24 protein-coding genes are annotated in these 26,617 nt (G+C 73.1%); 9 read left to right on the top strand and 15 right to left on the bottom strand.

Annotated features, from left to right (window positions below; all coding sequences use genetic code 11):
• Positions 1–109: 109 nt before the first annotated feature.
• Both ACFYM0_RS17780 and ACFYM0_RS17775 read right to left on the bottom strand, forming a co-directional pair.
• The gene (locus ACFYM0_RS17780) at positions 110–1,261 is read right to left on the bottom strand and encodes an NAD(P)/FAD-dependent oxidoreductase (RefSeq protein WP_388502133.1); all 1,152 of its coding nucleotides are present in this window, start codon (positions 1,259–1,261) and stop codon (positions 110–112) included.
• 48 nt (positions 1,262–1,309) lie between these two features.
• Positions 1,310–3,739: a collagenase gene (locus tag ACFYM0_RS17775; RefSeq protein WP_388502130.1), complete on the bottom strand. Its 2,430-nt coding sequence runs from the start codon at positions 3,737–3,739 to the stop codon at positions 1,310–1,312.
• A 170-nt stretch (positions 3,740–3,909) separates the two neighbouring features.
• On the opposite strand from ACFYM0_RS17775, the gene ACFYM0_RS17770 reads away from it, so the two are divergent.
• Positions 3,910–5,301: an aminopeptidase P family protein gene (locus tag ACFYM0_RS17770; RefSeq protein ID WP_388502128.1), complete on the top strand. Its 1,392-nt coding sequence runs from the start codon at positions 3,910–3,912 to the stop codon at positions 5,299–5,301.
• A gap of 89 nt (positions 5,302–5,390) precedes the next feature.
• Here ACFYM0_RS17770 and ACFYM0_RS17765 read toward each other — a convergent pair whose 3' ends face one another.
• The 3 genes from ACFYM0_RS17765 to ACFYM0_RS17755 form a co-directional block, all read right to left on the bottom strand.
• Positions 5,391–5,822 (bottom strand): hypothetical protein, encoded by a 432-nt coding sequence (locus tag ACFYM0_RS17765; RefSeq protein ID WP_388502126.1) that lies wholly within the window; start codon positions 5,820–5,822, stop codon positions 5,391–5,393.
• Between the two features lie 131 nt (positions 5,823–5,953).
• Positions 5,954–6,352, bottom strand: coding sequence for a RidA family protein (locus ACFYM0_RS17760; RefSeq protein WP_388502123.1), 399 nt, complete (start codon positions 6,350–6,352; stop codon positions 5,954–5,956).
• Positions 6,349–7,575: an acyl-CoA dehydrogenase family protein gene (locus tag ACFYM0_RS17755; protein WP_388502122.1), complete on the bottom strand. Its 1,227-nt coding sequence runs from the start codon at positions 7,573–7,575 to the stop codon at positions 6,349–6,351. The genes ACFYM0_RS17760 and ACFYM0_RS17755 overlap by 4 nt, the downstream gene beginning before the upstream one ends.
• A 162-nt stretch (positions 7,576–7,737) precedes the next feature.
• Between ACFYM0_RS17755 and ACFYM0_RS17750 the strand changes: the two genes are divergently transcribed.
• Genes ACFYM0_RS17750 through ACFYM0_RS17735 form a run of 4 tightly spaced genes read left to right on the top strand, consistent with a single transcriptional unit; the run spans position 7,738 to position 11,553 of the window.
• Positions 7,738–9,369 carry an AMP-binding protein gene (locus ACFYM0_RS17750; RefSeq protein WP_388502119.1) on the top strand — a complete coding sequence of 544 codons (1,632 nt, stop codon included), beginning with the start codon at positions 7,738–7,740 and terminating at the stop codon, positions 9,367–9,369.
• Between the two features lie 4 nt (positions 9,370–9,373).
• On the top strand, positions 9,374–10,183 hold the full coding sequence (locus tag ACFYM0_RS17745) for a PaaX family transcriptional regulator C-terminal domain-containing protein (RefSeq protein ID WP_388502117.1): 810 nt from the start codon (positions 9,374–9,376) through the stop codon (positions 10,181–10,183).
• 57 nt (positions 10,184–10,240) lie between these two features.
• On the top strand, positions 10,241–11,080 hold the full coding sequence (locus tag ACFYM0_RS17740; protein WP_388502115.1) for a GNAT family N-acetyltransferase: 840 nt from the start codon (positions 10,241–10,243) through the stop codon (positions 11,078–11,080).
• Positions 11,077–11,553: a hypothetical protein gene (locus ACFYM0_RS17735; RefSeq protein WP_388502112.1), complete on the top strand. Its 477-nt coding sequence runs from the start codon at positions 11,077–11,079 to the stop codon at positions 11,551–11,553. The genes ACFYM0_RS17740 and ACFYM0_RS17735 overlap by 4 nt, the downstream gene beginning before the upstream one ends.
• Before the next feature lie 7 nt (positions 11,554–11,560).
• Here the strand turns inward: ACFYM0_RS17735 and ACFYM0_RS17730 are convergent, their stop codons facing one another.
• Together ACFYM0_RS17730 and ACFYM0_RS17725 are read right to left on the bottom strand one after the other, a co-directional pair.
• Complete coding sequence (locus ACFYM0_RS17730; protein ID WP_388502108.1) at positions 11,561–13,912, bottom strand: bifunctional salicylyl-CoA 5-hydroxylase/oxidoreductase; 2,352 nt, start codon at positions 13,910–13,912, stop codon at positions 11,561–11,563.
• A 4-nt stretch (positions 13,913–13,916) separates the two neighbouring features.
• Entirely contained in the window at positions 13,917–14,744 is an 828-nt protein-coding gene (locus tag ACFYM0_RS17725; RefSeq protein ID WP_388502105.1) for an enoyl-CoA hydratase family protein, read from the bottom strand.
• A 251-nt stretch (positions 14,745–14,995) separates the two neighbouring features.
• Here ACFYM0_RS17725 and ACFYM0_RS17720 point away from each other — a divergent pair, with 251 nt between their 5' ends.
• On the top strand, positions 14,996–15,415 hold the full coding sequence (locus ACFYM0_RS17720; RefSeq protein ID WP_388502102.1) for an ATP-binding protein: 420 nt from the start codon (positions 14,996–14,998) through the stop codon (positions 15,413–15,415).
• Positions 15,416–15,444: 29 nt separating this feature from the next.
• On the opposite strand, the gene argF is transcribed toward ACFYM0_RS17720, so the two are convergent.
• The 5 genes from argF to ACFYM0_RS17695 all read right to left on the bottom strand — a co-directional run bounded on the left by argF (position 15,445) and on the right by ACFYM0_RS17695 (position 22,749).
• Positions 15,445–16,455: an ornithine carbamoyltransferase gene (gene argF / locus ACFYM0_RS17715; protein WP_388502097.1), complete on the bottom strand. Its 1,011-nt coding sequence runs from the start codon at positions 16,453–16,455 to the stop codon at positions 15,445–15,447.
• A 202-nt stretch (positions 16,456–16,657) separates the two neighbouring features.
• Positions 16,658–17,887, bottom strand: a complete 1,230-nt coding sequence (locus ACFYM0_RS17710) for an arginine deiminase (protein ID WP_388502094.1) — start codon at positions 17,885–17,887, stop codon at positions 16,658–16,660.
• A 96-nt stretch (positions 17,888–17,983) separates the two neighbouring features.
• Positions 17,984–18,451: a hypothetical protein gene (locus tag ACFYM0_RS17705; protein WP_383949586.1), complete on the bottom strand. Its 468-nt coding sequence runs from the start codon at positions 18,449–18,451 to the stop codon at positions 17,984–17,986.
• Between the two features lie 210 nt (positions 18,452–18,661).
• The gene (locus ACFYM0_RS17700) at positions 18,662–21,238 is read right to left on the bottom strand and encodes a polynucleotide kinase-phosphatase (protein ID WP_388502091.1); all 2,577 of its coding nucleotides are present in this window, start codon (positions 21,236–21,238) and stop codon (positions 18,662–18,664) included.
• Positions 21,235–22,749, bottom strand: coding sequence for a 3' terminal RNA ribose 2'-O-methyltransferase Hen1 (locus ACFYM0_RS17695; RefSeq protein ID WP_388502089.1), 1,515 nt, complete (start codon positions 22,747–22,749; stop codon positions 21,235–21,237). Before ACFYM0_RS17695 ends, ACFYM0_RS17700 begins: the two co-directional genes overlap by 4 nt.
• Positions 22,750–22,817: 68 nt before the next feature.
• On the opposite strand from ACFYM0_RS17695, the gene ACFYM0_RS17690 reads away from it, so the two are divergent.
• Positions 22,818–23,063: a hypothetical protein gene (locus tag ACFYM0_RS17690; RefSeq protein ID WP_388502087.1), complete on the top strand. Its 246-nt coding sequence runs from the start codon at positions 22,818–22,820 to the stop codon at positions 23,061–23,063.
• Between the two features lie 185 nt (positions 23,064–23,248).
• A complete protein-coding gene (locus ACFYM0_RS17685; RefSeq protein ID WP_388502085.1) occupies positions 23,249–23,671 on the top strand; it encodes a hypothetical protein in 423 nt (140 codons plus the stop codon).
• Here ACFYM0_RS17685 and mmuM read toward each other — a convergent pair.
• On the bottom strand, positions 23,658–24,569 hold the full coding sequence (mmuM, locus tag ACFYM0_RS17680) for a homocysteine S-methyltransferase (RefSeq protein WP_388502082.1): 912 nt from the start codon (positions 24,567–24,569) through the stop codon (positions 23,658–23,660). The two genes, ACFYM0_RS17685 and mmuM, sit on opposite strands and share 14 nt — an antisense overlap.
• A gap of 14 nt (positions 24,570–24,583) precedes the next feature.
• Positions 24,584–25,507 (bottom strand): LLM class F420-dependent oxidoreductase, encoded by a 924-nt coding sequence (locus ACFYM0_RS17675; protein WP_388502080.1) that lies wholly within the window; start codon positions 25,505–25,507, stop codon positions 24,584–24,586.
• Between the two features lie 202 nt (positions 25,508–25,709).
• Here ACFYM0_RS17675 and ACFYM0_RS17670 point away from each other — a divergent pair, with 202 nt between their 5' ends.
• Positions 25,710–25,997 (top strand): hypothetical protein, encoded by a 288-nt coding sequence (locus tag ACFYM0_RS17670; RefSeq protein ID WP_388502078.1) that lies wholly within the window; start codon positions 25,710–25,712, stop codon positions 25,995–25,997.
• A gap of 49 nt (positions 25,998–26,046) precedes the next feature.
• Here the strand turns inward: ACFYM0_RS17670 and ACFYM0_RS17665 are convergent, their stop codons facing one another.
• Positions 26,047–26,532, bottom strand: a complete 486-nt coding sequence (locus ACFYM0_RS17665) for a DUF6099 family protein (protein ID WP_330299103.1) — start codon at positions 26,530–26,532, stop codon at positions 26,047–26,049.
• Positions 26,533–26,617: the final 85 nt, after the last annotated feature.

The raw sequence follows: 26,617 nt of genomic DNA, 5'->3' as shown, positions 1-26,617 counted from the left end.
GTCCTCAGACCCCGGACGGCTGGAAATGCCCTGCCCCAGCCCCGCCGGCGTTTGAGGCGCAGGGTCCGGGGACCGGTCCCCTGCAACGGCGCCGCACCCCACCCCCCGGTCATCGCGGGGCCTGCGCAAAGCGGGCCGGGGCGAACGGAGCCGGGTCCAGCGCGGGGGCCGCACCCGTCAGGAACGCCGCGATCAGCGCACCCGTCCCCGGGGCCAGGCCGATGCCCGCGCCCTCGTGGCCGCAGGCGTGGAACAGCCCCGGCACCCGCGGGTCCGGACCGATCGCCGGGAGGTGGTCCGGCAGGTACGGGCGGAAGCCGTGATAGGTCCGCAGGACCCTGACATCCGCCAGGACCGGGAAGAGGGCCGCCGCCTGCGCCGCCAGCCGCCGCAGCGCCTCCGTCGACAGCGAGCGGTCGAAGCCGACCCGTTCGCGGGTGGCGCCGATCAGGACCGGCCCCGCCGGGGTGCCCTCGACCACCGCCGAGGACTGCAGGGACGCCGACCCGCTCGCCACGTCCGCGATGTAGTCCGCGGCGTAGACCTTGTGCCGCACCACCCTCGGCAGCGGCTCCGTCACCAGGACGAACCCCCGACGGGGCAGCACCGGAAGGCGGACCCCGGCCAGTTCGGCCACCGCTCCGCCCCAGGTGCCGGCCGCGTTGAGCACCGCCGGGGCGAGGAGGTCTCGGCGGGGCGTACGGACGCCGCACAGCTCGCCCGCGGGGCCCCGCAGGAGCTCCGTGACCTCCTCCCCGAGGTGCACTTCCACGCCCGGCGCCGCGGCAAGCAGCCGCGCCGCCGCCTGGGCCGGCTGGACCTGTGCGTCCTGCGGGTAGAGGAAGCCGCCCGCCAGGTCCGGGGCGAGGTGGGGCTCCAGTTCGGGCAGCTCCCCCGGCCCCACCTCGACCGCGTCGACCCCGGCCGCGCGCTGGCCGTCCGCGAAGCCTCGCAGGGCCTTCACGGTGGCCTCGTCGGCGGCGACGACCAGGCCGCCCTTGGCCTCGTACTCGATCTCCCTCGGGAGTTCGAGCGCGAGCTCGCGCCAGAGCCGTGCCGACAGCAGCGCGAGCTCGAGCTCGGGCCCGGCCTCCTTGTCGGAGACGAGCAGGTTGCCTTCGCCGGCGCCGGTGGTGCCGCCGGCGACCGGGCCGCGGTCGACGACGGCCACGCGGAGTCCGGCGCGCGCCGCGTAGTACGCGCACGCGGCTCCGACGACGCCGGCGCCGATGATCACGAGGTCCGGGGAATGTCTGGGCACGACAGTAATATGTCACATTTCCTTGAGGGGGGACAGAGCCGTTCGAGGTCAGCCGCGCAGCGGACCCTCGCAGCTGTAACTCGACGTTCCCGCCACCCGGTTGGTCCAGATATCCAGCACCCCGAAGGAGCAGTTCATGTCGGCCAGGTTGTTCGAGGCCGCGCCCGCCCGGTCGAGGATGAAGTAGTCGACCGTCTCGGACATGTCCTTGAAGTTCTGGTCCTCGCTGCGCCAGTCCTTGAGGTTCGCCGTGATCCTGCCGGTGCAGGTGAACCGGCGCTTGCCCGGCTCGCCGTTCTCCACGCAGTCCGGGGTGTTGTACGTGGCCGTCGCGAAGGTGGACTTCACGTCCGCGAGCACCGCGTCGCGCAGTTGGGCGTTCGGGGTGAAGGAGGTGTTCGGCACGAACAGCTGGTCGACCTTGGCGATCTGGGCGTCCAGGAACCGGTCGTAGCCGGTCTGGACGGCCGCGTCCCGGCCCATCCTGCTCCGCCAGGCGTCGAAGCCCGCCGGGTCGTCGGCCCGCAGGTAGCCGTACATCTCCCGCAGCTTCGAGGGCTGCTCGGTCCACAGGAACTCGAAGAAGGCGCCGGAGTAGCCGTAGAAGCGGAAGCCGTCGTTGGCGTAGGTGGCGTGCAGGAGCTGGTCCACCGACATGCGCGGGCCGCCGCCCGCCGTGTCGCTGATGATGCTCTTGATCAGGGACTTGCGCACGGCGATGCCGTTGTCGCGGGTGGCGCCGTCGAAGAACTCGGCGGTACCCTCGTCCATGGCGGTCGTACGGTCGCCCTGGTACCAGGCGCCCTGGCCGAAGGTGCCGGGGACGGCGAAGCGGCCGTTGAGGTAGTGCGTGTACTCGTGGCGGAAGAGCTCTTCCAGGGTGAGCTGGGAGTCCTGCGGGACGCGGCGCTGGTAGGTGTAGAAGGTGGCGCCGTTCTCGATGTACATGCCGCCGTTGCTCGTGCCGTAGCCGGTGAGGAGCGGCTGGTAGTTCACGTAGTCGGCGCGGGAGGCGTAGAGCACGATGTTCAGGGTGGCGTTGGTGTCCCCGGCGATCGGCTGGTCGGTGCCCACGACCCGGTGGTACTGGGTCTTGACCTGCTTGCTCGCGTAGTAGAGCTGGTCGACGGTGGCCCGGTCGAGGGCGGTGCGGACCTTGATGGCGCCGCTGTCGTACGTATAGGTGTGGGGGAAGAGCTCCCGCTCGATGTCCTCCTTGCACACCCCGTACGGCTTGCACGCCTGGTAGAAGTTGAGCCAGGAGACGGCCTTCGCCCACGGCTCGCTGCCGTCGCCGAAGGCGGCCCTGGCCGTGCCGAGGAGCGCGCCCAGGTCGGCGGTGACCCCGTCCTTCAGCCCCGCGATCTGGCCGAAGCGGCCGAACTCGGCTATGGCGTCGCGGGCCACCCAGGCGTTCGCGGTGCCCTTGAGGTGGGCGTAGGCCGCGAAGTTCTTGAAGGCGGCGCGGTACGGGGCGTCGGCGGCGGCCGCCGCGTGGAACGCGGTGTCGTTGTTGTACACGCCGAGGTAGTTGACGGAGAGGGCGGCGAGCGCCGCGCCCGCCCAGCCGGTGTCCAGGTGCGTCGCGGTGTGCGACGGGTCCATGGTGGCCAGGACGTTCTTGATCAGGCCGAGCTGGTGGTGGCGCAGGCCCGGGGCGCTGCCGGCGTAGAGGGCCTCGCGCAGGGTGCGGGCGTTGGAGGCGGTGGCGTCGAAGCTGCGGGCCGCACCCGCGAAGGCGGCGATGGCCTGGCGCATGGCCTCGACGGTCGGGGCGTCGGTGACGTCGATCTCGGCGCGGGAGTGGTCGTGATAGGCCACGGCGTGCAGGTAGGTGAACATCTCCTCCAGGTGGGAGGAGTTCAGGCCGTCGTGGGCGGCGGCCAGGCCGGATATCCGGCGGGAGACGGCCTGCACGTGGGCGTCCGACATGACGGGGGCCAGGCGGGCGTCCCAGGTCCAGATGAGGCCGGAGAGACAGCCGCCCTTGGCCGCGGTGACGGCCGGGTCGGCGAGGAAGTCCGCGAACTGCTCCGGGGTGAGCCCGGTGATCCCGTCGAGGGTGCAGGGGACGCCCGCGGCGGTGCCCTGGGCGGCTGCGGCGAGCCTGCCGCTCTTCGTGGCGGTGCCGCTCTTCGTGGCGGCCGCGGCGGAGGGCGCGGTGACGGCGCCGGGTACCTTGCCCTCGGTGACGGCCTGCCCGCCGGACTCCTGGCCGCCGGGGGCCGGAGCGGCCGCGGGGGCGGCCTGCCGCGCGTCGGCGAGGTGCTCCACCTCGTCGAACGGGTTCGCACCGGCCTCGGCGCCCGCGGCTCCGGCGGCGCCGGCGGCGAAGGTGCCGGGCGCGGCGGCAGCCGGAGCGCCGGCCCGGGCACCGGTCTCCGCGGCCTGGGTCACGGCCTGGCCCGCCGTGGCGAGGAGGGTGACCGCGACGGCGGCGGAGAGGAGGGACGTGCGCACGACTCTGTGCTGGGACACCAAGGACTCCTGGCTGGGAGGGGCGGTGGGGAAAGGTGCGGAACTGCCCTGCTTCACGCGGCGTTTGGCGGGGATTAACGGGGCGCGGTGTGAGCTGTAACATAGTAATGTGAAATTGCACTGACAAGACCTGTGCGCCCACCAGTTCGCATCTTCTTGAGGGAGCCCCTGTGACCGACACCCCCTCCCGCCCCACCACCGGGCTCAACATCGGCAGTCACGACCTGCCGGTATCGGCCGAGTTGTCCCGCTTCATGGCGTCGGACTGGGTGGCCTCCCCGCTGCCGGACGCCGCACGCGTCCCCGCGTACGCCGTCACCCCGGCCCGCCGCGCACGCCTCTCCGCGCGCTTCCCCGGGGAACGGCTGATCATCCCCGCGGGCGAGCTCAAGGTCCGCAGCCACGACTGCGACTACCGCTTCCGCCCGCACAGCGCGTACGCCTGGCTGACCGGACTCACCGGCGAGGACCAGGTCGGCCACGTCCTGGTCCTGGAACCGGCCGGCCCGCACGGTCACGAGGCCGTCCTCTACCTGCGCCCGCGCTCACCGCGCACCGGCGGCAACGAGGAGTTCTACCGCGACCGCCGCTACGGGGAGTTCTGGGTCGGCCGCCGCCCCGACCTCGCGGAGGCGGAGCGGCTCTCCGGCATCCGCTGCGCCCACCTGGACGCACTGGGCTCCCCGACGGGACGCAATGCCGCCGCGGACCCGGAACTGGCCGTCGCCCTCTCCGAACTGCGCCTGGTCAAGGACGCCTGGGAGGTGGCCGAGCTACAGCTCGCGGTCGACCACACCACCGCCGGGTTCGAGGACGTCGTACGGGACCTCCCGCGCGCCCTGGCCCACCCGCGCGGCGAGCGGTGGATCGAGGGGGTCTTCAACCGCCGCGCCCGCGCCGAGGGCAACGGCACCGGCTACGAGACGATCGCCGCGTCGGGCGCGCACGCCTGCGTGCTGCACTGGATCCGCAACGACGGCCGGCTGAACGCGAGCGACCTGCTCCTGATGGACGCGGGAGTGGAGACCGACGGCCTCTACACGGCGGACGTCACCCGCACCCTCCCGCTGTCGGGCCGGTTCTCCCCCGTCCAGCGCCAGGTGTACGAGCTGGTCCTGGCCGCACAGGACGCGGGCATGGCGGCGCTGCGGCCGGGCGCGAGCTTCCGCGACTTCCACCGGGCCGGCATGCGGGTGATCGCCGAGGGGCTGGCGGAGTGGGGGGTGCTCAAGAACGCCGAGGGTGATCTGCACCGGCGCTACACCCTGTGCAGCAGCGGGCACATGCTGGGGCTGGACGTGCACGACTGCGCGCAGGCGCGCGCGGACACGTACCTGGACGGGGTCCTGGAGGAGGGCCAGGTACTCACCGTGGAGCCGGGGCTGTACCTCCAGCCCGACGACGAGACCCTCCCGCCGGAGCTGCGCGGCATCGGCGTCCGCATCGAGGACGACCTCGTGATCACGGCCGAGGGCGCCCGGCTCATGTCGGGCGCCCTGCCGCGCACGGTGGCGGGCATCGAGGAGTGGATGGGGAACCTGCTGGAGGACGGCGGCCGCTAGCGGGCCGACGAGCGGGACGGGCCCCGGCGCGCGGTTCACCGCGCCCGGGCCTCGCGCCCCGCCGGACAGTCAGCCGGCCGGCCGGTCAGTCAGTCGTTCCAGTTGTTCCCGTTGCGGTAGCCGCCGTCGTTCCAGCCTCCGTTGCCATCACGCCAGTTGTTGCCGTTGTCGTGGTTCCAGTTGCCGTTGTCGCGGTCGTGGTTCCAGTTGTCGTTCCGGCTGTCGTGGTTCCAGTTGTCGTGGTTCCAGTTGTCGTTGCTCCAGTTGCTGTTGTCCCAGTTGCTGTTCCAACTGTCGTTGTTCCAGTCGTTGTTGTCCCAGCACCAATTGGGGCGGTCCGCGCGTGAGGTGTCGCAGCAGTAGCGCCACCAGTCGTCCCCGCGCCAGTCACTGCCGCGCCAGTTGGAACACCGGTCGTATGTCTGCGGCAGGCCCGAGGCAAAGGCACTGCTGACCGGCATCAGGCCGAGCGTGATCCCGGCGGCCCCTGCCACGGCTGCCGCAACGAACCCACGGCGCATAGTCATACACCTCCGAGAATGAAGGGTTGAACGGTCCGGATTACTCCGTTATGAGCCGTTTCCACCCTCCCCCCTCCCCTGCCCACTGTCAAAGGCACCGCAGGGGCACCCACGCTCACCAGCGGAAAGGCCTACGGGAGCACCGCCAGCCCGTCCAGCTCGACCAGCGCCGCCTCGTCCCACAGCCGGACCACGCCCACGACCGCCATCGCCGGATACTCCCGGCCCGCCAACCGGCGCCAGACGCGGCCCAGTTCGGCGGCGCAGGTCCGGTAGTCGGCCACGTCCACGGCATAGACGGTGACCCGCGCCAGGTCCGGCGGCGAGCCGCCCGCCTCCGCCAGTGCGGCCAGCAGGTTGGCCAGCGCCCGCTCGAACTGCTGCGGCAGCGTCTCGCCCACCACCTTCCCCGCTCCGTCGAGCGCCGTCTGCCCGGCCAGGAACACCAGCCGGCTCCCGCTCGCGACGACGGCGTGCGAGAAACCCGTCGCCGGCGACAGCTCCTGCGGGTTGATCCGCTCCAGGCTCACGCTTCCCCCACCCCCGGCATCCCCTGCATCTCGGGCATCTCCCGCGTTGCCCTCATCGCAGCCATGTCCCTCGCCTCCCGGTAGAGCTCCTTGGCGATGATCGTGCGCTGCACCTCGCTCGCCCCCTCGTAGATCCTCGGCGCCCGCACCTCCCGGTACAGGTGCTCCAGCAGGTGGCCCCGGCGCAGGGCGGCCGCCCCGTGCAGCTGTACCGCGTGGTCGACGACGTACTGGGCCGTCTCGGTGGCCAGCAGCTTCGCCATGGCCGCCCGCCTCGGCACCTGCGGGGAGCGCGCGTCCGCGTCGTAGGCCTCCGCCGCCGCGTACACGAGCAGCCGGGCCGCCTCGGTCCGGGTGGCCATCTCGGCCACCCGGTGCGCCACTGCCTGCAGGTCGCCCAGCACCCCGCCGAAGGCGGTACGGGCGGCCGTGTGCGCCACCGTGGCGTCCAGGGCGGCCCTGGCCATCCCGACGGCGAAGGCGCCCACGCTGGGGCGGAACAGGTTCAGGGTGTCCATGGCCACCTTGAAGCCCCGGCCCGGCTCGCCCAGCAGGTCGTCCGGGCCGACCGGGACCCCGTCGAAGGCGAGCGCGCCGATCGGGTGCGGGGAGAGCATGTCGAGGTGCTCCCCCGAGAGCCCCGGCCGGTCCGCCGGGACCAGGAAGGCGCTGACCCCCTTGGCGCCCGGGCCCTCGCCGGTGCGGGCGAAGACGGTGTAGAAGTCGGCCTCGGGGGCGTTGGAGATCCAGCACTTCTCCCCGCTGAGCCGCCAGCCCCGGCCCCCGCGCCCTCCCCGCCCCCCTCCCCCGGGCACCGCTTCGAGCGCCAGCGCCCCCGCGTCCGACCCGGCCCCCGGCTCGCTCAGCGCGAAGGCCGCCACCGTGCGCCCGGCCCGCACCCCGGGCAGCCAGCGCTCGCGCTGCGCGTCGCTGCCCGAGCGCAGCACCGGGTAGGCGCCCAGTCCCTGGAGGGCGAGGGCCGTCTCGGCCTCCGTGCAGCCGTAGGCGAGGGATTCGCGCAGCAGGCACAGTTCCAGCGCGCCCGAGGTGAACACCCGCCCCAGCAGCCCCTCTTCGCCGAGTGCGGCGAGCAGCGGCCGGTTGACCCGGCCCGGTTCCCCCTTCTCCGCCAGCGGCCGCAGCCGCTCCGCCGCCAGTGCGCGCAGTCGCGCGCACCACTCCTCCTGGTCCGCCCCGAGCGCGAATCCCGTGAATCGGGTCATCCGTATGCCCCAGCCTCTATCGCGTCCTGTTGACTCCCGTCACCATGACGATACGCTCGTGCTGCGTTCGCACGGCCCGGCTCTTCCACTTCGGTCCACAGTCCATACGCAGGGTCCGGCCCCCACCCGGGGCGCGGGCCGTCGCAAGGGGGCGAACCCGCCTTGGAGCTCAAGCCTTCCGCTCACCGAGACACCTTCGCGCGCGATCACCTGCCGCCCGCGCACGCCTGGCCGCGGCTGCTCTTCGAACTCCCCGGGCTGGCCTACCCCGACCGGCTCAACTGCGGCGTGGAGCTGCTCGACGCCACCATCGCCCGGCTGGGTCCCGGCCGCCCCGCCTTCCGCGGCGCGGACGGCACGGTGTGGACGTACGGGGAGCTGCACGCCCGCGTGGACCGGCTCGCGCACGTCCTCACCTGCGACCTCGGCGTGGTTCCGGGCAACCGGGTGCTCCTGCGCGGCCCGACCGGCCCCTGGCTCGCCGCGTGCTGGCTGGCGGTGATGAAGGCGGGGGCGGTGGCCGTCACGGTCCTGGCCCAGCAGCGTGCGCAGGAGCTGGCCACGGTGTGCTCGATGGCCCGGGTGAGCCACGCCCTGTGCCAGGCGGAGGTGGTGGACGACCTGGTGAAGGCGGCGGTGCCGGGTCTGCGGATCACCGCGTACGGCGGCGCGGAGCCGGATGACCTGCTGCGTCTGGCGGAGCGGCATCCGGAGCCCTTCACGGCGGTGGAGACCTCCGCCGACGACGTGGCGCTGATCGCCTTCACCTCGGGCACCACCGGGCGCCCCAAGGGCTGCATGCACTTCCACCGCGATCTGCTCGCGGTGGCCGACACCTTCTCCCGGGAGGTGCTGCGCCCCCGCCCGGACGACGTCTTCGCGGGCAGTCCGCCGCTCGGCTTCACCTTCGGCCTCGGCGGTCTGGTGGTCTTCCCGCTGCGGGCCGGCGCCTCGGCGCTGCTGCTGCCGGACGGCTCCCCGCGCCGGCTGCTGCCCGCGCTGGCCGAGCACCGGGTGTCGGTGCTGTTCACCGCGCCCACCGCGTACCGGTCGATGCTGGACACGCTGGGCCCGTACGACACGGGCGCCTACGACCTCTCCGCGCTGCGCCGCTGCGTCTCGGCGGGCGAGAACCTGCCGGCCGCCACCTGGCAGGCCTGGTACGAGCGCACGGGCCTGCGGATCATCAACGGGATCGGCGCCACCGAGCTGCTGCACATCTTCATCTCGGCGGCCGACGAGGACATCCGGCCCGGTACGACGGGGCGCGTGGTGCCGGGCTGGGAGGCCCGGGTGGTGGACGAGGCGGGGCTGCCGGTGGCGGACGAGGTGCCGGGGCTGCTGGCCGTACGGGGGCCGGTGGGCTGCCGCTACCTGGCGGACCCGCGGCAGGGCGAGTACGTACGGGACGGCTGGAACCTCACGGGCGACACCTACGTCCGCGACGCGGAGGGCTACTTCCGCTACGTGGCCCGGGCCGACGACATGATCATCTCGGCGGGGTACAACATCGCGGGCCCGGAGGTCGAGGAGGCCCTGCTGCGCCATCCCGACGTGCTGGAAGCGGCCGTGGTCGGCCGCCCGGACGAGCGGCGCGGGCAGATCGTGGTCGCGTACGCGGTCCCCCGGGAGGGCGCGGTCCTCACCGAGGACGCCCTGCGCACCTTCATGCGGACCGAGCTCGCCCCGCACAAGTGCCCGCGCACCTTCGTCTTCGTGCCCGCCCTGCCGCGTACGGCGACGGGGAAGCTGCAACGCTTCCGGCTGCGCGATCAAGGAGAGCATTTAGAGTGAAGCCGTGGTCGAGCAGCACACCCCGCGATCTCTGATCGTCACGTTCTACGGTGCCTACGGGCGGGCCTTCCCCGGCCCGGTCCCGGTGTCCGCGCTGGTCCGCCTGCTGGGCGCGGCCGGCGTGGACGCTCCGTCCGTCCGCTCGTCGGTGTCCCGGCTGAAGCGGCGCGGCTTCCTGCTGCCCGCGCGGACCGGGGACCGCGCGGCGGGGTACGAGCTCTCCGAGGAGGCGCACCGGCTGCTGGAGGACGGCGACCGGCGGATCTACGGGGCCGCCCGCCCGGCGGAGTCCCAGGAGTGGCTGCTGGCCGTCTTCTCCGTCCCGGAGCAGGAGCGGGCGAAGCGGCACCTGCTGCGCTCCCGGCTCGCCGGGCTCGGCTTCGGCTCGGTGGCTCCCGGCGTGTGGATCGCCCCGGCGCAGTGGGACGGGGAGACCCGGCACACCCTGGAGCGGCTGCACCTGACGCCGTACGTGGAGCTCTTCCGGGGCGCCCACCTGGGCTTCGCCCCGACAACGGAGTCGGTGGCCCGCTGGTGGGACCTGGCGGCGCTGGCCAAGCAGCACGAGGAGTTCCTCGACCTCCACGAGCCGTCGCTGCGCGCCCTGCAGACGGGCGCGGCCGTCCCCACCCCGGAGGCCGCCTACCGCGGCTACCTCCTCGCCCTGGACACCTGGCGCCGGCTCCCGTACGCCGACCCGGGCCTGCCGCGCGAGCTGCTCCCCGCGGACTGGCCGGGCGACCGCTCGGCGGCGGTCTTCGCGGAACTGCACGAGCGGCTGCGGGACCTCGGGGCCGGATTCGTGGAGCCGTGAGCCCGGCGTCCCGGAAAAGGGGCTGTACCGCGCACCGGACCCGGGTGATCATGTGCCATGACATGGACCTTCACCCCTGATCTCGCGGCCTGGCTGAGCGCGGTGCGCCCCTCCGTGGCGGCGCAGCCCGTGCCCCACACCCAGCTGGTCACGGTCATCGACGCGCTGGAGCGGCAGGGCCTGGACGCCTTCGGGTCCGAGCCGCCTCTCTTCGGCTGGTGGACCGGGGCCGACGGGCTGGTCGCGGGCGCCGTCGTCCAGTGCCCGCCGCACCCGCTGCTGATCGGCGCTCTGCCCGCCGAGGCGGTCCGGGAGCTGGGCACCGCGCTCGCCTCCGAGCCGCTGCTCGCCGGGGTCGACGCGCTCAACGCCCGCCGCGAGGACGCGAGGAAGCTGGCCGTCTCCTGGGGGAAGCCGGCCGGGGTCGTGGAGGAGAACCGCCTCTACCGGCTCGCCGGTCTCGTTCCCCCGGATCCCGCCCCGGCGGGCCGGGCCCGGCGCGCCACGGAGGCCGACCTCCCGCTGCTGCTGGACTGGGTCACCGCCTTCAAGCGGGAGTCCGGCGAGGGCGGGGCCGCCTCGGAGGCGGCCCTGCGCGACCGGCTCTCGTACGGGGGCATGCTGCTCTGGGAGGACGCCGGGGCCCCGGTCTCGCTGGCCGGGTTCTTCCGGCCGATCGACGCGGTGACCCGGATCGGCCCGGTCTACACCCCGCCGGAGCTGCGCGGCCGCGGGTACGCCGCCGGGGCCACGCATGCCGCGACGGAGGCGGCCCGTGCGGCCGGGGCCTCGGAGGTGCTGCTCTTCACCGATCTGGCGAACCCCACCAGCAACCGCGTCTACCAGCGCCTCGGCTACACCCCGGTCGAGGACCGGGTGGAGGTGGCGCTGAGATGACCGGGCGCGACGAGCCGCTCGATCTGCTGGAGCCGCTGGAGCCGCTGGAGCCGCTCTGGATGCTGGCCGCGAACGTCGTCCTGTGGCGCCGTCACGGCGAGGGCGGCCAGGGCCAGCGCCCGGGCACCCGGATGTTCAAGGGCGGCTCCAAGGTGTACGTCCACTACCGGACGAGCGGCTGGGAGGAGTGCCAGGTCATCGGCCGGCCCCGGCACGGCCGCCCGTACCGCCTGGCGTTCGTGGCCACCCGCCACCTGTACGGCTTCCGGCCCCGCCTCGTGCGGAGCCCGGCCGTGCTGCGGGTGGCCGCCTCTTCCGATTTCGGGGGCTTCCGGGACGAGGCCGAGGCCCGCGAGGACGCCGTGGCGATGGAGCACCTCGCCTGGGAGCTCCGCTCCGGCGCCTGGCCCGACTGGCCGCATCCGGAGCCCTGCCACTGCCACGAGTGCCTGGCCCTGCGGCCCCGCCGGTAGACGGGGGCTAACCCCGCCCCGTCGGCGGCTTGCGGCTGCCGGCGAGGTAGGGGACGGGCCAGGGTGCGGCGGGGCCGGCGTAGGACTGATCGGCGGCCGCGTGCAGGGTCCAGTGCGGGTCGTAGAGGTGGGGGCGGCCGAGCGCGCAGAGGTCCGCCCGGCCCGCCAGGAGCAGGGAGTTGACGTCGTCCCAGGAGGAGATCGCCCCGACGGCGATCACCGGGACGTTCAGGGCGTTGCGGATCCGGTCGGCGTACGGGGTCTGGTACGCGCGCCCGTACTCGGGGGTCTCCTCCGCCACCACCTGGCCCGTCGAGACGTCGATGGCGTCCGCGCCGTGGGCGGCGAAGGCTCCGGCGATGGCCACCGCCTCCTCCGGCGAGGTGCCGCCGGGCGCCCAGTCGGTGGCCGAGAGGCGGACCGTCATCGGCCGGTCGGCGGGCCAGACGGCGCGGACCGCGTCGAAGACCTCGAGCGGGAAGCGCAGCCGGTTCTCCAGCGGGCCGCCGTAGGCGTCGGTGCGGTGGTTGGTCAGCGGGGAGAGGAAGCCGGACAGCAGGTAGCCGTGCGCGCAGTGCAGCTCCAGGAGGTCGAAGCCGCTCGTCGCGGCCCGGACTGCGGCGGCGGCGAAGTCGGAGCGGACGGCGGCCAGGTCGGCGGCGCCCATGGCCCGGGGCACGGCCGAGACGCCGGGGCGGTAGGGCAGTGCGGAGGCGGCCATCAGGGGCCAGTTCCCCTCGGGCAACGGGGCGTCCATGCCCTCCCACATGACCCGGGTCGAGCCCTTGCGGCCCGAGTGGCCGAGCTGGACGCCCAGCGCGGTGCCGGGCGCCGAGGTGTGCACGAAGTCGGCGATCCGGGCCCAGGCGGCCGCCTGCCCGGCGGTGTAGAGGCCCGTGCAGCCCGGGGTGATCCGGCCCTCGGCGCTGACGCAGACCATCTCCGTCATCACCAGGGCGGCTCCGCCCAGCGCGCGGGCACCGAGGTGCACCAGGTGGAAGTCGCCCGGCACCCCGTCGCCGGATGCCTCCGCAGCAGAAGCCGAGGCGCCTCCACTCGCCGAGTACATGTCCATCGGGGACACCACTACCCGGTTGCGCAGGGTCAGGCCCCGCAGGGTGAACGGCGTGAACATCGGCGGGGTTCCCGCGTCCTCCGGAGCCCCGTCCGGGGCCTGGGGACAGCCGAAGTCACGCTCCACGGCGCCCGTGAAGCGCGGATCGCGCAGCCGCAGGTTGCCGTGGGTGACGCGCAGGCTGCGGGTGAGGAGGTTGAAGGCGAACTGCCGGGCGGGCTGGTCCACGTACCCGGCGAGCTCCTCGAACCACCGCATGCTGGCGGCCGCCGCCCGCTGGGTGGAGGCCACGGCAGGCCGCCGCGCGGCCTCGTACGCGGCCAGCGCCGCCGGGACGTCCGGCTCGGTCTCCACCGCCCGCGCCAGGGCGAGGGCGTCCTCCACCGCCAGTTTGGTGCCCGAGCCGATCGAGAAGTGCGCGGTGTGCGCGGCGTCGCCGATCAGCACCGTGTTGCCGTGCGACCAGTGCGCGTTGACCACCGTACGGAACTGCGTCCAGGCGGAGCCGTTTCCCCGCAGCGGCCGTCCCCGCAGGGCCTCGCCGAAGATCTTCGCGCAGCGCGCCGCCGATTCCGCCTCGTCGCAGAGGTCGAAGCCGGCGCGGTGCCAGACCTCCTCGCGCATCTCGACGATCACGGTCGAGGAGTCCGCCGAATAGGGGTAGGCGTGCAGCTGCACGACCCCGTGCTCGGTCTCCGCGATCTCGAAGCGGAAGGACTCGAAGGGGAAGTCGGCGGCCAGCCAGATGTACCGGCACCGCCCGCCCGTCAGCGTGGGCCCGTAGTGCGCCGCCCCGGCTTCCCGGGTCGGGCTGTGCACCCCGTCGGCCGCCACGACCAGGTCGTACGAGGCCGCGAGCGCCTCTGGTCCGGGCGCCCGGGTGCGGAAGCGCAGCCGGACCCCGAGGCCCGCGCAGCGCTCGTGCAGGATCTCCAGGAGCCGGCGCCGCCCCAGCGCGGCGAACCCGTGGCCGCCGGAGGTCAGCAGCCGGCCCCGGTGCACGATGTCGATGTCGTCCCAGCGGACGAACTCGGCGCTCAGGGCCGCGTAGACCACGGCGTCCGCCGCCTCGATGCCGCCGAGGGTCTCGTCGGAGAGGACCACCCCGAAGCCGAAGGTGTCGTCGGGGGCGTTCTTCTCCCACACGTCCACCGCGTGCCCCTGCCGGGCCAGCAGTGCGGCGGCGTACAGCCCGCCCGGCCCCCCGCCGACCACGGCGACCCGCAGGGCGGCGGGTGTCCGGCCGCTGCTCGTCGCGCCGGTGCCCGTCGAACCGGTGCTCATCGCACTACCGGCCCTTCCACTGGGGCGGCCGCTTCCCGGTGAAGGCCGCGTGGAACTCCCGGTAGTCCTCGCCGTTCATCAGCAGCGCCTGGGTGTTCGCGTCGAGTTCCACCGAGGCGGCGAGCGGCATGTCCAGCTCGGCGGTCAGCAGTGCCTTGGTCTGCGCGTACGCGAGGGCCGGACCGGAGGCGAGGTGCGCGGCGAGCTCCGCCGCGCGCACGGAGGCCTTGCCCTCCTCGGTGACCTCGCTGAGCAGCCCGATTCGCTCGGCCTCCGGGGCCCTGACCTGCTCGCCCAGCATCAGCAGCCGGGTGGCGTGGCCGAGCCCGACGACGCGGGGCAGCAGGTACGCGGCGCCCATGTCCCCGCCGGAGAGGCCGACCCGGGTGAAGAGGAAGGCGAAGCGGGCGGTGGGGTCGGCGATGCGGAAGTCGGCGGCCAGCGCGATGACGGCCCCCGCCCCCGCGGCCACGCCGTGGACGGCGGCGATGACCGGGAAGGGGCATTCCCGCAGGGCTCGCACGACCTGTCCGGTCATCCGGTTGAAGTCGAGCAGCTGGGCGGTGTCCATCGCGAGGGTGGCGCCGATGATCTCGTCGACGTCGCCTCCGGAGCAGAAGCCGCGGCCTTCGCCGCCGAGCACGAGGGCGCGTACGGACCGCTCCCGGGACAGTTCGGCGAGCAGGTCGCGCAGGTCGGCGTAGGCGCCGAAGGTGAGCGCGTTGAGCTTCTCGGGGCGGTCGAGGGTGACGGTGGCGACGCCGTCCCGCCGGTCCACCCGGAGGTGGTTCCAGCGTTCGGTCGCGGGTGTGGAACCGAGGAAGGGACTCACCCTCCCGAAGGTATCACCGGTCCATGACTGTCGTCAGGGAAGCGCGATAACTATGGGCCCGCGTCCGGGCCGGGGCGCCACACGCACCGAAGGTCCCGAGCCGGTGTGCCCGACGTCCCTTGCGATCACGTCGGGGTGCCCTACGGCGGGACATTTTCACTTCGTATCGTTGAAAGCAGGATTTCTCACGCCACACCCCGTACGAGCCACGCCCACACGACCCACGACCCCACGGAACGGACGGTCCCGCCTTGCCCGACGCCTCCGCCTGGCGGATAGCCCTGCCGCACACGACAGCGGCCGTACCCATCGCCCGCGCCCTCGTCCGTACGGCCCTCGCCGACATCGACGCGCCCGCCGACAGCGACACCGCCGAACTGCTCACCGCCGAACTGGTCGCCAACGCCGTGGAGCACACCCCCGGCGAGGCCCCCATCGAGCTCGTCGTGGAACTGCTCGCGAACGGCTGCCAGGTCGAGGTCCACGACGGGGTTCCGGCGCCGCCCGCCGACCTGTCCACCCCCGGCCCGGACGACGCCCACCCCGACCCCTGGCAGGAGCACGGCCGCGGCCTGCTGCTGATCCGGACGCTGAGCTCGGCCTGCGGCCACCGCGCCACCCCGCACGGCAAGGCCGTGTGGTTCACACTGCCGTCCCGGCCGGCCCTCTAGTCCTCCGGCCCTCCGGCCCCGGCGCATGACTATGCGGCCCGCCCCTCCAGGGTCGCGACGAGCACGGCCTTGATGGTGTGCAGCCGGTTCTCGGCCTCGTCGAAGACGACGGAGTGCGCCGATTCGAACACCTCGTCCGTCACCTCCAGCGACTCCAGCCCGTGCCGCTCGTGAATCTCCCGGGCCACCTTGGTACCGAGGTCGTGGAACGCCGGCAGGCAGTGCATGAACTTCACGTCCGGGTTCCCGGTGGAGCGCAGCACGTCCATGGTGACGGCGTACGGGCTCAGCGCCTCGATCCGCTCGTCCCAGACCTCCTTGGGCTCCCCCATGGACACCCAGATGTCGGTCACCACGAAATCCGCCTGCGCGACGCCCTCCGCGAGGTCCTCGGTGAGCGTGATCCGGGCGCCGCTGGCGGCCGCCAGCTCGCGCGCCGCGGCCACCACGGGCTCGGCGGGCCAGTAGTGCCGCGGCGCGACGATCCGTACGTCCATGCCCAGCAGCGCGCCGGTCACCAGGTAGGAGTTGCCCATGTTGAAGCGGGCGTCGCCGAGGTAGGCGAAGGCGATCCGTTCGAGGGGCTTGGCGCAGTGCTCGGTCATCGTGAGCACGTCGGCCAGCATCTGGGTGGGGTGCCAGTCGTCGGTGAGGCCGTTGAAGACGGGCACGCCGGCGTGGGCGGCGAGCTGCTCCACGGCGTCCTGCGCGTCACCCCGGTACTGGATGCCGTCGAACATCCGTCCCAGCACCCGCGCGGTGTCCTTGACCGATTCCTTGTGGCCCATCTGGGAGCCGGAGGGGTCGAGGTAAGTGGTGTGGGCGCCCTGGTCGGCGGCGGCGACCTCGAAGGCGCAGCGGGTGCGCGTGGAGGTCTTCTCGAAGATCAGGGCGATGTTCTTGCCCTGGAGGCGGCGCCGCTCGGTCCCGGCCTTCTTGGCCGCCTTGAGTTCGGCGGCGAGCTCGACGAGGCCGCGGAACTCGGCGGCGGTGAAGTCGAGCTCCTTGAGGAAACTGCGGCCGACAAGATCGGTGGCCATGGGGGCGCTCCAGAGTCATGCTGACAGGGGATGCTGGAAGTCTATACGACGGCCCGTATTGATATACAGAGCCCTCGTGTACGAACCCGGACCCCGGCCTCCCCTCTGGCACGGTCGCCCTTCCGGCCTGCTCTCCCTGCCCCGGCCTCCCTGCCCCGGCCTCCCTGCCCTGCCCTGCCCTGCCCAGTCCCGCCCCGGCCGGCTAGGCCACCGCGTCCCGCTCCACCGGACAGCTCATGCAGCGCGGCCCGCCCCGCCCCCGCCCCAGCTCGCTGCCCGGGATCTCGATCACCTCGATGCCCTGCTTGCGCAGGTGGGTGTTGGTCGTGACGTTCCGCTCGTAGGCGACGACCACGCCCGGCTCCACGGCGAGCACGTTGCAGCCGTCGTCCCACTGCTCGCGCTCCGCGGCGTGCACGTCCTGGGTCGCCGTGAGCACTCGGATCCCGTCCAGGCCGAGGGCCGCGGCGATGGCCCGGTGCATGTGCTCCGGCGGGTGGTCGGTCACCTTCAGTTCGCTCGGCCCGCCGCCGGGCTCGATCGTGTAGGAGCGCAGCATTCCCAGGCCCGCGTACTGGGTGAACGTATCCGCGTCGACCATCGTCATCACCGTGTCCAGGTGCATGAACGCCCGCCGCTTGGGCATGTCGAGCGCCACGATCGTCGTCGCCGACCCGGCGGCGAACAGCCCGCGCGCCAGCATCTCCACCGCCTGCGGAGTGGTCCGCTCGCTCATCCCGATCAGCACGGCGCCGTTGCCGATGACCAGGACGTCGCCGCCCTCGATGGTGGAGGGGTAGTCGGCCTGCCCCTGCGACCAGGTGTGGAAGGGGCCGGAGCCGGTGAAGAGCGGGTGGTGCTTGTAGATGGCCTCGAAGTGCACGGTCTCGCGCTGCCGGGCCGGCCAGCGCATCGCGTTGATGGACACCCCGTCGTAGATCCAGGCGGAGGTGTCCCGGGTGAAGAGGTGGTTCGGCAGCGGGCCCAGCAGGAAACCGTCCAGCTCCAGGGCGTGGAAGCGGACCGACACCGGCTCCGCGTGCCGGTCCAGGAACTCCCGCTTGGTCATCCCGCCGATCAGCGCCTCGGCCAGGTCCGCCGAAGCCAGTCCGTCGAAGACGGCCCGCAGGTGATCGGTGGCGAGCGGACCGTACTCCTTCTCGTCGAAGACCCGGTCCAGGACGAGGTGTCTCGCCTCCGGGATGTCCAGGGACTCGACCAGCAGGTCACCGAAGAGGTGGACCTCCACGCCCCGGTCGCGCAGTACGTCGGCGAAGCCGTCGTGCTCCTGGCGCGCCCTGCGCACCCACAGCACGTCGTCGAACAGCAACGCGTCCTTGTTGCTCGGTGTGAGCCGCTTCAGCTCCAGGTCGGGCCGGTGGAGGATGACGCGGCGAAGCCGCCCGGTCTCGGAATCGACATGGAATCCCATGCCGTACACGTTCTCAGACCGGGCGGCTTTTTGACGTGGCGTCGGCCCAGCGGGTTCGCCCCCGCCGGATCCGGCGGCGGGCGGGGGCCCGCCGGTTCAGCGCAGGCCGAGCAGGGCCTCCGGGGTACCGGTGAGGTCCGGGGCGATGACGCCCAGCGCGGGGGCGGTCACGTTCGGCAGCCCGTAGTTGGACGCGTCGGGCATGGTCAGCGGGGAGCCGACGAGCAGTCCGGGGGTCCGGGTGCGCATCGTGGTCGCGGGTGCGTCGAGCGAGCCCTCGCCGTCCGTCTCGGGCTTGCCGGCCAGGTTCGGCACCGGGGAGGTGAGGAGGGTGTCCCCGAGCTCGGTGCCGATCGGCACCGCCGGCAGCAGCGGGGTCGGCAGCATGTCGCCCTTGTGGAAGCGGGGCGCCTCGGGCGCTCCGACCACCGGCACCGGCACTCCGGTGGCCAGGTGCGGGACGTCCACGCCGAGCGTGGTCCGCACCGCGTCCAGGGGGACTCCCACCGGCACCGCGTCGGCCATGGCCGGGGTGGCCGCGCCTGCCGCGGCCATACAGGTCATGAGTGCCGCAATGCTTCCGCGCGCGGTCATCTTCATAGGTGACGTTCCGTCCTTCCAGGGTCGCGGACATTCCGCTGCCCTGGATGAACGATCCCGCCGGTGGTTTTCCCGGAGTTCTCCGCGAAAGTTCCCCCATACGACCTAATGCGCGGCCGTACGGGGGTCCTTCCTTGACGCCGGGCGGTGCGGCCGGGACACCCCCCGGCGCCCTCAGAGCCTCGGGTCCACCGGCTCCGACTCAAGCGCGAGGACGGCGAAGACCGCCTCGTGGATCCGCCACAGCGGCTCCCCGGCCGCCAGCCGGTCCACGGCCTCCAGGCCGAGCGCGTACTCGCGCAGGGCGAGCGAGCGCTTGTGCCCGAGGTGGCGCCCGCGCAGCCGCTCCAGGTGGTCCGGACGCGTGTACTCGGGACCGTAGATGATCCGCAGGTACTCGCGTCCGCGCACCTTCACCCCCGGCTGCACGAGCCGGCCCTTGCCGTCCCTGGCGTACGCCTGGAGCGGTTTGACGACCATGCCCTCGCCGCCGGCGGCCGTAAGCTCCAGCCACCAGTCGGTGCCCGCCCGCACCGAGGCCTCGTCCGCGGTGTCCACCAGGATCCGGCCGGTGCGGCGCAGCAGTCCGGTCCCGGCGGCCTCGTCGGCGGCGACGAGCCGGTCCAGCCAGAACAACTGCTCGTCGTGGGGTACGGCCGCCAGCGAGCGGCCGGCCGCCGCCAGCAGCTGGAACGGGGCGAACCGTACGCCGTCCAGCCCGTCGGTGCTCCAGCAGTAACGCCGGTACGCCTCGGTGAACTTCGCCGCGTCGGCGGCGCGCCCGCGCTGGCGCTCCAGGAGCTCCCCGGTGTCGACGCCCCGGGCCGCGGCCGCCTCCAGGGCGGCGACGGCTCCGGGGAACACGGCGCCGGAGGCCGCGCCCACGGCGGCGTACTGGTTGCGCAGCAGGCCGCCGGACTTCAGCGACCAGGGCAGCAGTTCGCCGTCGACGAGCAGCCAATCCGTGGCGAGCTCCTCCCACAGCCCGGCGTCGGTGACCGCCGAGCGGAGCCGGCCGAGGACCTCCTCGGTGACCTCGGGGTCCTTGAAGAAGGGCCGTCCGGTACGGGTGTAGACGGACCCGGTGGGGCCGTCGACCCCGAACCGCTCGCGGGCGGCGGAGGCGTCCTTGCAGAGCAGCACGGTGGCACGGGAGCCCATGTGCTTCTCCTCGCAGACGACCTGGGCGATGCCGTCCTTGCGGTACTGGGCGAAGGCCTCGGCGGGGTGCTCCAGAAAGCCCTCGGCCTGCGAGGTGGCGGTCGGCGCCATGGTCGGCGGGAGGTACGGGACCAGGCGCGGGTCCACGGCGAAGCGGCTCATCACCTCCAGGGCGGCGGCCGCGTTCTCCTCGCGGACGTTGACGTTGCCCAGGTGCCGGGTCTCGACGATCCGGCGGCCGTGGACGTCGGCCAGGTCGAGCGGGCGGCCGTCGTGTCCGCCGGGCACCTCGGTGACGAGCGGCTTGACCGGCTCGTACCAGACCTTCTCGGCCGGTACGTCGACCAGTTCGCGCTCGGGCCAGCGCAGTGCGGTCATCTTCCCGCCGAAGACGGCTCCGGTGTCGAGGCAGATGGTGTTGTTGATCCAGGCGGTGTTCGGGACCGGTGTGTGGCCGTAGACCACGACGGCCTTGCCCCGGTAGTCCTCGGCCCACGGGTAGCGCACGGGCAGCCCGAACTCGTCGGTCTCGCCCGTGGTCTCCCCGTACAGGGCGTGCGAGCGCACCCGGCCGGAGGTGCGGCCGTGGTACTTCTCGGGCAGGCCGGCGTGACAGACCACGAGCCTGCCGCCGTCGAGGACGTAGTGGCTGACCAGGCCCTGGATGAAGGTGCGGACCTCCTGGACGAACTCCTCCGGCTCCCCTTCGAGCTGCTCGATCGTCTCGGCGAGGCCGTGGGTCCGCTGGACCTTGGACCCCTTGAGGTGACGGGCGAGCTTGTTCTCGTGGTTCCCGGGCACGCACAGGGCGTTGCCGGAGCCGACCATGCCCATCACCCGGCGCAGCACGCCGGGACTGTCCGGGCCGCGGTCGACGAGGTCGCCGACGAACACGGCGGTGCGGCCGTCGGGGTGGGCGCCGTCCTGGTAGCCGAGCTTGGCGAGCAGGGTCTCCAGCTCGGAGGCGCAGCCGTGGATGTCGCCGATGATGTCGAAGGGGCCGGTGAGGTGGGTGAGGTCGTTGAAGCGCTTCTCCAGCACCACCTCGGCCGACTCGACCTCTTCGGGCGTGCGCAGCACGTGGACCTTGCGGAAGCCCTCGCGCTCCAGGCCGCGCAGCGAGCGCCGCAGGTCGCGGCGGTGGCGCTGGATCACGGCGCGCGGCAGCTTCGCCCGCTCGGGGCGGGCCGCGTTGCGCTCCGCGCAGACCTCTTCGGGCAGGTCGAGGACGATCGCGATGGGCAGGACGTCGTACTCCCTGGCGAGCTGGACCAGCTGCCGGCGGGACTCGGCCTGGACGCTGGTGGCGTCGATCACGGTGAGGCGGCCGGCGGCGAGCCGCTTGCCCGCGATGTAGTGCAGGACCTCGAAGGCGTCCTTGCTGGCGCTCTGGTCGTTCTCGTCGTCGGCGACCAGGCCCCGGCAGTAGTCGGAGGAGATGACCTCGGTGGGCTTGAAGTGCGTGCGGGCGAAGGTGGACTTCCCCGAGCCGGTGGCCCCGATCAGGACGACGAGGGACAGGTCGGTGACGGGAAGTACGCGCTTGCGGCCGGTGGTGGCACGGGTATCGGTGTCGGTGTCGGTGGTCATGCTGCCTCGCCCTCCTTCGGGGTGTCGGTGGTGCCGGTGGTCTCAGTGGTGCCGGTGGTGCCGGTGGTGCCGGTGCTCAGGGTGAAGACGGCCATCTGGGTCGGCGGCCCCACCTCGGGGTCGTCGTCCCCGACGGGGACGTATTCGACGCGGTAGCCGTGCCGGGAGGCGACGTCCCCGGCCCAGGCCCGGAACTCCTCGCGGGTCCACTCGAAACGGTGGTCGCCGTGCCGGACGTGCCCGGCGGGCAGCGTCTCCCAGCGGACGTTGTACTCGACGTTCGGGGTGGTCACGAGGACCGTGCGGGGGCGGGCCGAGCCGAACACCGCATACTCCAGGGCGGGCAGCCGCTCGAGGTCCAGGTGCTCGATGACCTCACTGAGCACGGCCGCGTCGTAGCCCACGAGCCGCTTGTCGGTGTACGCGAGCGAGCCCTGCGTCAGGCGGACGCGGGAGCTCTGCCGCTCCCCCATCCGCTCCAGCCGCAGCCGCCTTGCGGCGATGTGCAGCGCCCGGACGGACACGTCCACGCCGACGATCTCCGTGTACGCCGGGTCCTTGAGCAGCGCCTGCACCAACTGGCCCTGGCCGCAGCCCAGGTCGAGGACGCGGGCCGCACCGGCCGCTCCCAGCGCGGCGAGGATCGCCTCGCGTCGCAGTACGGCGAGCGGTACGGGCTTGTCCTCCGTGTCGCTCGCCTCGTCGACCGCGTTGTCGAGCTCCTCCACCTCACTGCCGTCGGCCTCGGCGAGGCGGACCAGCTCGAGGCGCTCCAGGGCATCCTGGGTCAGCCGCTTGTGGCGTGCCAGGTAGCGGGAGGTGATCAGCTCGCTCTCCGGGTGTTCGGCGAGCCAGCCGTCCCCGGCGCGCAGCAGCTTGTCCACCTCGTCGGGGGCGATCCAGTAGTGCTTGGAGTCGTCGAGGACGGGCAGCAGGACGTACAGGCCGCGCAGCGCGTCGGACAGCCGCAGCTCGCCCTCCAGGACGAGGCGTACGTACCGCGAGTCGCCCCACTCCGGGAAGGTCTCGTCGAGCGCGACCGGGGTGGCCGTGACCGACTCCCAGCCGAGCGGGCCGAACAGCCGGCGCACGAGCCCGGCGCCGCCCCGGGCGGGCAGCACCGGGATCTCGATGCGCAGCGGGCGCACCTCGTCGGGCAGCTCGGGACGGGCCGCGCACTGCCCCTTCAGCGCGCTGCGGAACACTCCGCTCAGCGCGACGGCCAGCAGCGAGGAGGCGGCGTAGGGGCGGTCGTTGACGTACTGCGCGAGCGCGGTGTCCGGCGTGCCGCCCTGCCCCTTGCCCTGACCACGCCGCACGAGCGCGACCGGGTCCACTTCCAGCAGCAGGCCCGCCGTGCACCGCTCGTCCGTGGCTTCGGGGTAGAAGACGTGGGCGGTGCCGTGGGAGGTGGAGAACGCCTGCGCCTTGCCGGGATGCTTGTGCAGCAGGAAGCCCAGGTCGGTGGCGGGTCGCTCGGCCGTGCCGGTCGTGGAGATCGTCAGGAACATACGAGCGATTGTTGCTGGTCAGCGGTGTTGCCCGCGCCCTATTTTCCGACGGCGCCTACCGTCGAATCATGAGTGGCATCGTCGTTGTGTACGAGCTCGACCAGCCGGTGGCGGGGTCCGTCCACCGGGTGCACGCCGCGCCCGCCGCCCCGGGAGGCGGCCCCGAGCGCGGCCCGCGGACCATGTGCGGCAAGGACACCTTCGCCATGGAAACGGCCGACTGGAAGCCGTCCGAACATCCGGACGCCTGGTGTCCGCCGGAGTACGCCGACTCGGTGTGCCCGGGCTGCGAGGCGGTGATGGGCGAGGGCTAGGGCCAATTCACCCTCCGAGATCGGGTCCCTCGCCGGGTCTCACATCGGGTCCGTGTCGGTTCCCGTGTCGGGCCCTCGGGGTGATGACGTCTCCATCATGACAGGTCAGAGGCCGTTTTCGTAGGACGGACGGCACAGCCGATTCGCCTTGTCCGGGGCCCTGCGCGGATCACAAGATCTCCTCTATGAATCCCACGGAGAACATCAATCACGACGCCGTGCTGCGAGCCCGGGTGGCGCTCCTCGGATCGGGCACGCTGCCCGTCCGGGAGCGGGTGGCCGCCTATCGCGTCCTCGTCCGGGTGAGTCCGTTGGCCTATCTGCCTCTGCTGGCAGCCGCGTTGTTCGCGTACAGCCGCCAGGAGTTCGCCCACCGGCCCGGGATAGCGCTCGCCCTGCGCGCCGAGTCCGTCGCCGCCGCGCGCCGGATGTGCGCACTGGAACCCGAGGAGACCCAGCTCCTCCTCACCGCACTGGTGCACTACCGCGAACAACTGCTCCTGATGGAGCGTCCGGAGGAACAGGCCGCCGTGGAAGCGGAGATGGGCACGCTCGTGACCTCGGGCGGCGGTTCGCCGGGCGTGCGCTGGGACCTCAGCGGAGCGTGACGGCCAGTTCCGCGATGCCGTCGGGGCCGATCCGGCAGCAGCCGCCGATGAGGCGGGCGCCGGCGCGGTGCCAGGCGGCCGTGGGCCAGGGGGCCGGGGTGGCCGGGGCCTGCCAGGTCTGGGTCGCGGCGTCCCAGACCGAGCCGTCGTTGGGGTACGCCAGCAGCGGTCCGGCCGTGACGGCGGCGGCCGCTTCCAGGGCGGGCAGGACCTCCGCCGGGTCGCAGCAGTTCACGCCGACGGCGATGACCTGCGGGGACCCGGCGGCGAGCGCGAAGGCCTCGGCCAGGGGCTGGCCGGCCCGGGTGCGGCCGCCCTCCACCGTGTAGCTCAGCCAGGCCCGGGCGCCGGTCTCCGCGAGGACGGTGAGCAGGGCTTCGGCCTCGGTGGTGTCCGGGACGGTCTCCAGGGCCAGGACGTCGGGGCCCTCGGCCAGCAGCGCCGCGATCCGGGGCCGGTGGAAGGCGGCCAGCTCGCGCACGCTCAGGCCGTACCGCCCCCGGTACTCGGAGCCGTCCGCCAGCACCGCCCCGTACGGTCCCACGGACGCGGCGACCCACACCTCCTGCTCGGCGGCCCGGGCCGCCGCATCGGCCAGCCGGACGCTGCGCCGCAGCAGGGCCGTCGTACGGGCCGGGCCGTAGCCGCGCCGGGCGAAGGCGGCGTACCCCACCTGGTAGCTCGCGGTGATCAGCACCTCGGCGCCGGCCCGTGCGTAGGCGGTGTGGGCGGCCGTCACCTGCTCCGGCCGCTCGGCGAGGACCCGGCCCGTCCAGAGGCCACCGGACAGGTCGCAGCCCTGGTCGGCGAGCTGGTTGCTCAGCCCGCCGTCCAGGAGCACGGTCCGCCCGCCGGGGCCGGCCAGGGCCTCGGCGAGCGGGCGGGAGGCGCGGGGCACCGTCGTCCCTCCCGTCAGCCGAGCTGGGACTGGACCCGGGAGGAGATCAGCTCCAGGTGGTCCAGATCGCCGAGGTCGAGCAGCTGCAGGTAGAGGCGGGAGGAGCCGACCGCCTCGTAGGCTCCGATCCGGTCGACGACCTCGGCCGGGGAGCCCGCCAGGCCGTTGGCCTTGAGCTCCGCCACGTCACGGCCGATGGCGGCGGCCCGCCGCGCCACCTCCGCGTCGTCCTTGCCCACGCACACGACGAGGGCGTTGGAGTAGACGAGGTCGGCGGGCTTGCGGCCGGCCTGCTCGGCGGCCGCACGGACCCGGCCGAACTGCCGCTGGCTGTCCGCGATCGAGGCGAAGGGCATGTTGAACTCGTCCGCGTACCGGGCGGCGAGGCGCGGGGTGCGCTTCGCGCCGTGGCCGCCGATCAGGACCGGAATCTTGTCCTGGGCCGGCTTGGGCAGCGCCGGGGAGTTCTCCACCTGGTAGTGGACGCCCCGGAAGTCGAAGGTTGCGCCGGGATCGGTGGCCCACAGGCCGGTGACGATCTCCAGCTGCTCCTCCAGCCGGGCGAGGCGCTCGGCCGGGAAGGGAATGCCGTACGCCTTGTGCTCCTCCTCGAACCATCCTGCGCCCAGGCCGAGTTCGATCCGGCCGCCCGACATCTGGTCGACCTGCGCGACCTGGATGGCGAGCACGCCGGGGAGCCGGAAGGTGCCGGCCGTCATCAGCGTGCCCAGCCGGATCCGCTGGGTCTCGCGGGCCAGGCCCGCCAGGGTGATCCAGGCGTCGGTGGGACCGGGCAGACCGTCGGCCGCGCCCATCCGCAGGTAGTGGTCCGAGCGGAAGAAGGCGTCGAAGCCCAGGTCCTCGGTGGCCTTGGCGACGCTCAGGAGGGTGTCGTAGCTCGCGCCCTGCTGGGGCTCGGTGAAGATACGGAGATCCATGTCTCCATCCTGCCCTTTCGGCCCCGGCCGGGTGAATCTGAGTCAACCGGGCGCTCCCCACCGCCCGCGCCAGTGACCAGCCCGGATGGGGATCGTTGGCTCGGACGGAGCCGGACCGCCCGGCCCGCGCGCCGGCGGCCTTCGCCGGTGCGTCCACCGCCCCCTTCCACCTCCCGGAAGGGCCAGGGCCGAGGAGGCCGCCATGTCCCAGGAGTCCGCGCCGGAGACCCACCGGCAATCCCGTCAGGACTGTCAGACCGGGCAGGCAGCGCACGACCACGCCCGCCAGGAGCCCGCGGTACCCGCGCAGGGCGGCGCGCCGAAGGGCCTGCTGCAGCAGATGGAAGAGCTGATGGCAGCGCTGAACGCCGACCTCTCGCAGCTCGACGCCGACCTCCAGTCCTCGACCGACCGCAGCCCCGGCGCTGCGCTGTCCCAGGGGGGCCGTACCCCGGAGAGCGAAGACCGCCCGTCCTACCGGTCCTCCTGACCGCCCGGGTCCCGTCGCGCGCGGCGGGACCCCACCGAAACACCCCGGCTCAGGCCACGCCGGAGGCGGATCCCCGCTCGCGCACGGTCATCCGCCGCAGGATCGCCCGGACCCGGTCACTCGACTCGTCGGCCGCGTCTATCGACTCTATGCACTGCCAGTACAGACCCTCGTCGTCCGTCCCGCAGGCCACTCCGACCAGCGCTATGCCCACCTCGCCGAGCAGCGCCTGGAGCCCGAGCAACGCCTGCCGGGCGTCCGTCACCTCGGTCAACTGCGCTGCCCGGGGTGGGAGATCGGGCGCATAGCCCTCTCCGCGCAGAGCCGCCCGGTCGAGTACCCCGCAGCCTCTGCCCCCCGCTTCACCCAGCCCCCGTGCCTCCGATCTCAGCTCCGGCGGCCCGGTGACCGCCAGCCAGCTCCCTATCCCCTGCGCGAGGGCCTGCGCCTGCCAGGCCTCACCCACGATGTCCCATGCAGCCCCGCTCTGCGCCAGCGCGTGCCGGCCGGCTGCGATGAGCCGTACCGCGTCCATATGCCGTCCCCCGTCCGCACGACATCTTGCCGTTCTCTCCACTACCCAGAGTGAGGGCAACGGGCCGGTAAAGCCAGGGGTATTC

It is taken from the genome of Streptomyces sp. NPDC006487, assembly GCF_042870555.1.
Lineage (GTDB): Bacteria > Actinomycetota > Actinomycetes > Streptomycetales > Streptomycetaceae > Streptomyces.
This window is presented reverse-complemented; position numbering and strand designations above follow the sequence as displayed.

Coding starts and splice junctions, on each gene's coding strand:
- ACFYM0_RS17695 (WP_388502089.1), bottom strand. CDS start 22,749: ATGTTCCTGACGATCTCCACGACCGGCACGGCCGAGCGACCCGCCACC.
- ACFYM0_RS17700 (WP_388502091.1), bottom strand. CDS start 21,238: ATGACCACCGACACCGACACCGATACCCGTGCCACCACCGGCCGCAAG.
- ACFYM0_RS17740 (WP_388502115.1), top strand. CDS start 10,241: ATGACATGGACCTTCACCCCTGATCTCGCGGCCTGGCTGAGCGCGGTG.
- ACFYM0_RS17735 (WP_388502112.1), top strand. CDS start 11,077: ATGACCGGGCGCGACGAGCCGCTCGATCTGCTGGAGCCGCTGGAGCCG.
- ACFYM0_RS17730 (WP_388502108.1), bottom strand. CDS start 13,912: ATGAGCACCGGTTCGACGGGCACCGGCGCGACGAGCAGCGGCCGGACA.
- ACFYM0_RS17685 (WP_388502085.1), top strand. CDS start 23,249: ATGAATCCCACGGAGAACATCAATCACGACGCCGTGCTGCGAGCCCGG.
- ACFYM0_RS17710 (WP_388502094.1), bottom strand. CDS start 17,887: ATGGGATTCCATGTCGATTCCGAGACCGGGCGGCTTCGCCGCGTCATC.
- ACFYM0_RS17675 (WP_388502080.1), bottom strand. CDS start 25,507: ATGGATCTCCGTATCTTCACCGAGCCCCAGCAGGGCGCGAGCTACGAC.
- ACFYM0_RS17765 (WP_388502126.1), bottom strand. CDS start 5,822: ATGCGCCGTGGGTTCGTTGCGGCAGCCGTGGCAGGGGCCGCCGGGATC.
- ACFYM0_RS17755 (WP_388502122.1), bottom strand. CDS start 7,575: ATGACCCGATTCACGGGATTCGCGCTCGGGGCGGACCAGGAGGAGTGG.
- ACFYM0_RS17670 (WP_388502078.1), top strand. CDS start 25,710: ATGTCCCAGGAGTCCGCGCCGGAGACCCACCGGCAATCCCGTCAGGAC.
- ACFYM0_RS17690 (WP_388502087.1), top strand. CDS start 22,818: ATGAGTGGCATCGTCGTTGTGTACGAGCTCGACCAGCCGGTGGCGGGG.
- ACFYM0_RS17705 (WP_383949586.1), bottom strand. CDS start 18,451: ATGACCTGTATGGCCGCGGCAGGCGCGGCCACCCCGGCCATGGCCGAC.
- ACFYM0_RS17665 (WP_330299103.1), bottom strand. CDS start 26,532: ATGGACGCGGTACGGCTCATCGCAGCCGGCCGGCACGCGCTGGCGCAG.
- argF (WP_388502097.1), bottom strand. CDS start 16,455: ATGGCCACCGATCTTGTCGGCCGCAGTTTCCTCAAGGAGCTCGACTTC.